This is a genomic window from Desulfomarina sp. (assembly GCF_054039375.1).
Map to the genome: position 1 here is coordinate 1 of NZ_JBPLBA010000212.1, position 5,739 is coordinate 5,739.

Here is a 5,739-nt window from a genome sequence, read left to right on the forward strand (position 1 = left end):
TCTTAAAACAGAAAACGTTCTCTGGAACCTTAAAGATCTCTATAACGGGGAAAACGATCCCGCCCTGGAAAAAGACATCGCTTTCTGCAGGCAAGAGGCCACGGCCATTAACTCGCAGTATTATACAACTGTCGGCGACCTTGATGAAAAGACTCTTCATGAACTTGTCAATCGTCTTGAAATACTCGATACACGGCTGACAAAGCTGGCAACATTTTCCTTTCTCAATTTCATTACCCGGATTGACAACGAGGCGGCCGGTGCATTGGATCAGACAATCCATGAGCTCTATTCCACCTGCTCAAGCAAAACAGTTTTCTTTGAGCTGGAGTGGAATAGTGTGGATGATGAACAGGTCGATAAAATGCTTTCCTCGCCCCTGCTCGCGAACTATCGCCACTATCTGCGAACCATGCGGAAATTCCGGCCGCACCAGCTTTCTGAAAAGGAAGAAAAACTCATTCTCGAAAAGGAGATTGTCGGGCGAAACAGCTGGACGACTCTCTTTGAAAAAATCTTTGCCCATCTCAAGTTTGGAGAACAGCAACGAACCGAAGAAGAAGTCCTCACCGATCTGTACCACGAGGACAGAGAAGTACGAAAACAGGCCGCCGCGGATATGACCAGGGGACTGGAAGACCAGTGCCACCTGCTCAGCCATATTTTCAACACCCTCGCGGCCGATAAAATGATCACCGACCGGCTGCGCGGCTTTGACAACTGGCTCAGTTCCATGAACCTCAGCAACCAGCTGGAAGACAGCACGGTGAAAACCCTGATTGAAACAGTAGTGTCGCGGTACGATATCGTGGAGCGATATTACAGCATCAAACGTGATCTGCTCGGTCTTGATACTCTGTTTGATTACGACCGTTATGCCCCCCTGCCCTCCCTGCCCGCCCGGCAGATCGGCTGGGATGAATGCAAAGAAACAATCCTTACCTCCTTTTCGCGCTTTTCTCCTGAAATGGCGGCAATCGGACGTGACTTTTTTGAGAAAAACTGGATTCACGCCCCGGTGGGCGGCAGCAAGAGGGGCGGTGCCTTCGCCCACCCCTGCGTCCCGGATGTTCACCCGTACGTCCTTGTCAACTACACCGGGAACCTGCGGGATGTCTCCACCGTTGCCCATGAGCTCGGCCACGGTATCCACCAGGTTCTGGCCGCCCGACAGGGTCATTACAACAGCGATACCCCCCTGCCGCTGGCGGAGACGGCTTCCGTCTTTGCAGAGCTTCTCGTTTTCAACAGTCAGCTTGATCTCATTGCTGATCAAAAAGAACAGCGGGCCTTTATCTGCCAGAAACTGGAATCCATTTTCGCCACGGTTTTTCGCCAGACGGCAATGAACAGGTTTGAAAACCTCATGCATGAGTCACGCAGGCAGGAAGGGGAAATCAGCAGAAAAAAATTCAGTTCATTCTGGTTGACGACCCAGCAGGAAATGTTTGGTGATTCAGTGAGTTTGAGGGAAGACTACTCGCTTTGGTGGTCCTATATCCCCCACTTTCTCTCGACTCCCGGGTACGTCTATTCATATGCCTTTGGTGAGCTTCTGGTTCTGGCACTCTACGGGATCTACAGGAAAACAGGGGAACCCTTTGTGGAAAAATATCTGTCTCTCCTTGCGGCAGGTGGATCAGCAAGTCCCTATGACCTTCTGCAGCCATTCGGTATTGATCTGAACGATGCGGAGTTCTGGCGAACTGGTCTTGCCGTGATTGATGAAATGCTGGCGCGTATCGAATAAAACGTAATTGCTCACAGGCAATAAAATCAAATAGTTGTTACCCCTGTGACCAATTACAATAAAACCGGCGGCAGAGAGGACTATTTGACCTTCTCCCTGTCTTCCCGCCTCCTGTTACGACGCCAGTGGGGATGGGTAATACCGAGCTTGTTTATTTTATAATTGAGAGCACGGGGGCTGATACCGAGTTCTGCCGCCGCGTTTTTCTGCACCCAGAGGCACTCTTCCAGCACCTGCAGGATGAGTTCCCGTTCCTGGTCAGCCAGGGAAAACGGCCTCCTCACTCCTCTTTCGGCCTCTTTCTGTTCTTCAGCTCCGACAGACGTGTCATTTTCTGTGAATTTCCGGACAGCCTTTCGCATTTTCCTGGTGGGCAGGGAAAGATTCACCGCCCGTATTTCCCGGCCGTCTTCCAGTATGACAGCCCGTTCAATGGTGTTTGCCAGCTGCCTGATATTTCCGGGCCAGTCATATTCCTCCATCATTTCCATGGCATCCCGCTTAAAACCAAGGATTTCCCGGTGGGTCGATTTACAGAATTTATCCAGTAAAATTTCCGCCAGAGGTCGGATACACTGCCTTCTCTCTTTTAAAGAGGGCAGGGATACCGGCAGAACATTTATACGGTAGTAAAGATCCTCCCTGAAAAGACCGAGTTCCACCTGCTCCACCAGGTCCTTGTTTGTTGCGGCAATGATGCGCACATCCGAGTAGATGGTTTTGTTCCCCCCTACCCGCTCAAAGGATTTTTCCTCCAGAACTCTGAGGAGTTTGGTCTGCAGGCGCAGATTCATTTCGCCTATCTCGTCCAGAAAAATGGTGCCGCCTCCAGCCTGCTCAAACCGGCCTATCCGCTGCTTGTCTGCCCCGGTAAAGGCACCTTTTTCATGACCGAAGAGTTCAGACTCAAGAAGATCCTCCGGGATATTGGCGCAGTTTATTTTTACAAAGGGCTTTTTCCTTCTCGGGGAATTGAAATGAACCGTTCCGGACAGAAAACTTTTACCGGTTCCCGTGTCCCCGGTTATCAGAATGGTGGAATCCGTCCCGGAAAAACGCTCAAGGCTGGTGATGACTTTCCTCATGGATGGACTGACGGCAACCACATCCCTGAAATCATAAACGACATCCTGGTTTCTCCGCAGGTAGGCGATCTCAAAACGCTGGTCACGGATTTTTATCGCCTTGTCAACGGCTATATTAATCCGCTCGGGTGAAATGGGGTGGACCAGAAAATCACTTGCGCCTTTATTCATGGCCCGGACAATTAATTCCGCTTTTTCTTTTTTACTTGTCAGGATAATGGGGAGGTAGGGGTCACGATTATGAAGTTTCTCCAACAGAGGCAGAGATCGACCATCATCAATATCGATAAAGACCAGATCATGCTGCTTTGCCTGAATCTCTTCTTGAAATTCAACTTCGTTAGTCTTACATGTCAAAATACATTTATCGCGAAGAGCAGCGATCATAAAATTCGCGGTAGTCCTATATGTGTCATAAATTAAAATTTTATGCATGGCACCGATTACAAGACAGTAAAATATATTTCAAAATCGTAACTCTCTTTTTGTTATACGAAAGTGGAGTAAAGAAAGCAACTAAATAAGTATAGGTTTTTCTAAAATGGGTACAAAAACCGATGCAGAATGGATGAGACTGGCTCTTAAAACAGCTGTTCTCGCTGAAAAAGAGGGGGAAGTTCCCGTGGGTGCGGTTCTTGTGAAAGAAGACAATTTAATCGCCACCGGCCGCAATGGCCCGAGAGGCAGTAAAGATCCGACTGCCCATGCGGAAATTATTGCCATACGAAAGGGAGCGACAATTGTGGACAACTACCGGCTGACCGGCACGACACTCTACGTGACCCTGGAGCCGTGTATAATGTGCATGGGGGCCCTGATCCATGCCCGCATCGACCGTCTTGTCTTTGGAGCCACCGACCCGAAAACCGGTGCTGCCGTTTCCAGGTACGCTGTAGGTAGCGATGGATTACTCAATCACACCCTCTCAATTACAGGAGGTGTACTGGAAGCCGAATGCTCTGAACTCTTAAAGAATTTTTTTATCACCAGAAGAAAAATTTTTCGAAGCAACGTTCAAAACTTGCCGGAAAGGGCAGAATCTGATAATTTTTAGTTGAATCGGTTTTTTTTTGATTGCCAAATCTTCTTTGACGGTTTACATAGTACCTCACATTTTGATCCGTTTACCAGAGTAAACCTGATCAGGCATATTCGTATTCCTTTACAGGCGAATATGGTACAGTGCTGGAGAGGTGACCGAGTGGCTTAAGGTGCACGCCTGGAACGCGTGTGTACGAGAGTACCGTGAGTTCGAATCTCACCCTCTCCGCCAGCCTTGATTATGATTTTGATAGCCGGGTCCCTGCAACAGAGAATCACGAACCCCGCCAGGTCCGGAAGGAAGCAACGGCAGTGACACTCTCCGTGTGCGGGGGTTGCCCGGCTATCATTTTTTCAACTGACGACCCAATGTCCTATCTTGTTCTTGCAAGAAAATCCCGCCCACAGACCTTTGACCAGGTTATAGGCCAGCGTTCCGTCGTAAAAACGCTGCAGAACAGTATTGCCAGAAACAGGGTCGCCCATGCTATCCTTTTCTCCGGTGTTCGCGGGGTTGGTAAAACCACCCTGGCCCGGATCATGGCCAAAGCGCTCAACTGTCGATCCGAAGTGAGTAATCCGCCCTGCGATGACTGCACTTCCTGCCGTGAAATTGCCGCCGGCAGTGCCATTGATCTATACGAGATTGATGGTGCTTCAAACAGGGGGATCCAGGAAATCAGGGAGCTGAAAGAAAAACTGCGCTTTCTCCCCACCTCAGCCAGATATAAAATAATTATAATTGACGAAGTGCACATGCTGACGACAGAGGCCTTCAATGCCCTGTTGAAAACTCTGGAAGAACCGCCGGATCATGTCTATTTCATGTTTGCCACCACGGAAATCCATAAAATCCCCATCACCATTCTCTCCCGCTGTCAGCAGTACGAACTGAAACGCGTTTCGGCAGAGGAACTGTCCGCCCATTTCCGGAAACTGGCGATTGAAGAAGGCTTCGACATGGAACCTGCCGCGCTTTCTCTCATTGTCCGCGAGGCCGGAGGCTCGGTCAGGGACGGTCTGAGTCTTCTGGACCAGATGTTCTCCTTCGGTGAAAAAACCATCACCAGGGATGATGTCATTGAACTGCTGGGCCTCATAGACCGGGAACTCCTCATTACTGTAGCCCGGGGCCTCCTTGACGGGAATGCGGGAGACGTCCTTTGCTCCCTTGAGGATATTTTCAATTATTCCGTTGATATAAAACGTTTTTTGGTCGATCTCATGGACCAGTTTCGGGCTCTGCTTTTCTGCAGAATCGATGGCTGCAGCCGGCTTATTGATCTTCCGGAGAAGGAACTGACCCAGCTGGAGGGTATTGCGGCAAACTATTCCCCTGAAACACTTCATCAAAAGCTGAGCATGCTCATGGCGACCATGGAGGAAATCCGCAATTCCAGCCATCCGCGCCTCGCCCTTGAAACCTCTTTTCTGAAAATAATTGAAGCCGGTAATGTGACCAGTGTTTCCACGCTCCTGGGCCAGATGGATAAAATTCTGGCTGGATTGCCTGTGTCCGATTCACCATCTCCCCGGCCGATGACGGACCCACAATCACCCGGAATACAGAAAACAGATAAACCGGCAAGGCCGGACCCTATGGCTCAGCCTCAAAAAGCTGATGAAAATCCGGACTACGGCAATACAACCCCCAGCCGAGGATTTTCAGATAAACCGGCAGGGCCGGACCCTATGGCTCAGCCTCAAAAAGCTGATGAAAATCCGGACTGCGGCAATACAACCCCCAGCCGAGGTTTTTCAGATAAACCGGCAACTGAATCCCCGGCTTTCCACGAGCCTGCTCCTGCTGCGGCACCAGAGATACCAGAAAAAGAGGAAGATGCAAAACCGGAAAAGCCACAG

Annotated in this window: 4 protein-coding genes, 1 tRNA gene and 1 other RNA gene; 5 read left to right on the plus strand and 1 reads right to left on the minus strand. The window is 49.9% G+C overall.

From position 1 onward, the window contains the following. A partial coding sequence (locus tag ACXLDX_RS12035; protein WP_457577431.1) for a M3 family oligoendopeptidase occupies positions 1-1,750 on the plus strand: 1,750 nt, incomplete at its 5' end. An 80-nt stretch (positions 1,751-1,830) separates the two neighbouring features. Here ACXLDX_RS12035 and ACXLDX_RS12040 read toward each other — a convergent pair. Beyond that, the gene (locus ACXLDX_RS12040) at positions 1,831-3,270 is read right to left on the minus strand and encodes a sigma-54-dependent transcriptional regulator (protein ID WP_457577432.1); all 1,440 of its coding nucleotides are present in this window, start codon (positions 3,268-3,270) and stop codon (positions 1,831-1,833) included. 106 nt (positions 3,271-3,376) lie between these two features. Between ACXLDX_RS12040 and tadA the strand changes: the two genes are divergently transcribed. From tadA to dnaX, 4 genes are all read left to right on the plus strand, one after another. Next, positions 3,377-3,889 carry a tRNA adenosine(34) deaminase TadA gene (tadA, locus tag ACXLDX_RS12045; RefSeq protein ID WP_457577433.1) on the plus strand — a complete coding sequence of 171 codons (513 nt, stop codon included), beginning with the start codon at positions 3,377-3,379 and terminating at the stop codon, positions 3,887-3,889. Positions 3,890-4,022: 133 nt separating this feature from the next. Beyond that, a tRNA-Ser gene (locus ACXLDX_RS12050) sits at positions 4,023-4,108 on the plus strand. Positions 4,109-4,128: 20 nt separating this feature from the next. Next, positions 4,129-4,224: signal recognition particle sRNA small type (gene ffs / locus ACXLDX_RS12055), an RNA gene on the plus strand. Positions 4,225-4,245: 21 nt separating this feature from the next. Next, a partial coding sequence (gene dnaX / locus ACXLDX_RS12060; RefSeq protein ID WP_457577434.1) for a DNA polymerase III subunit gamma/tau occupies positions 4,246-5,739 on the plus strand: 1,494 nt, incomplete at its 3' end.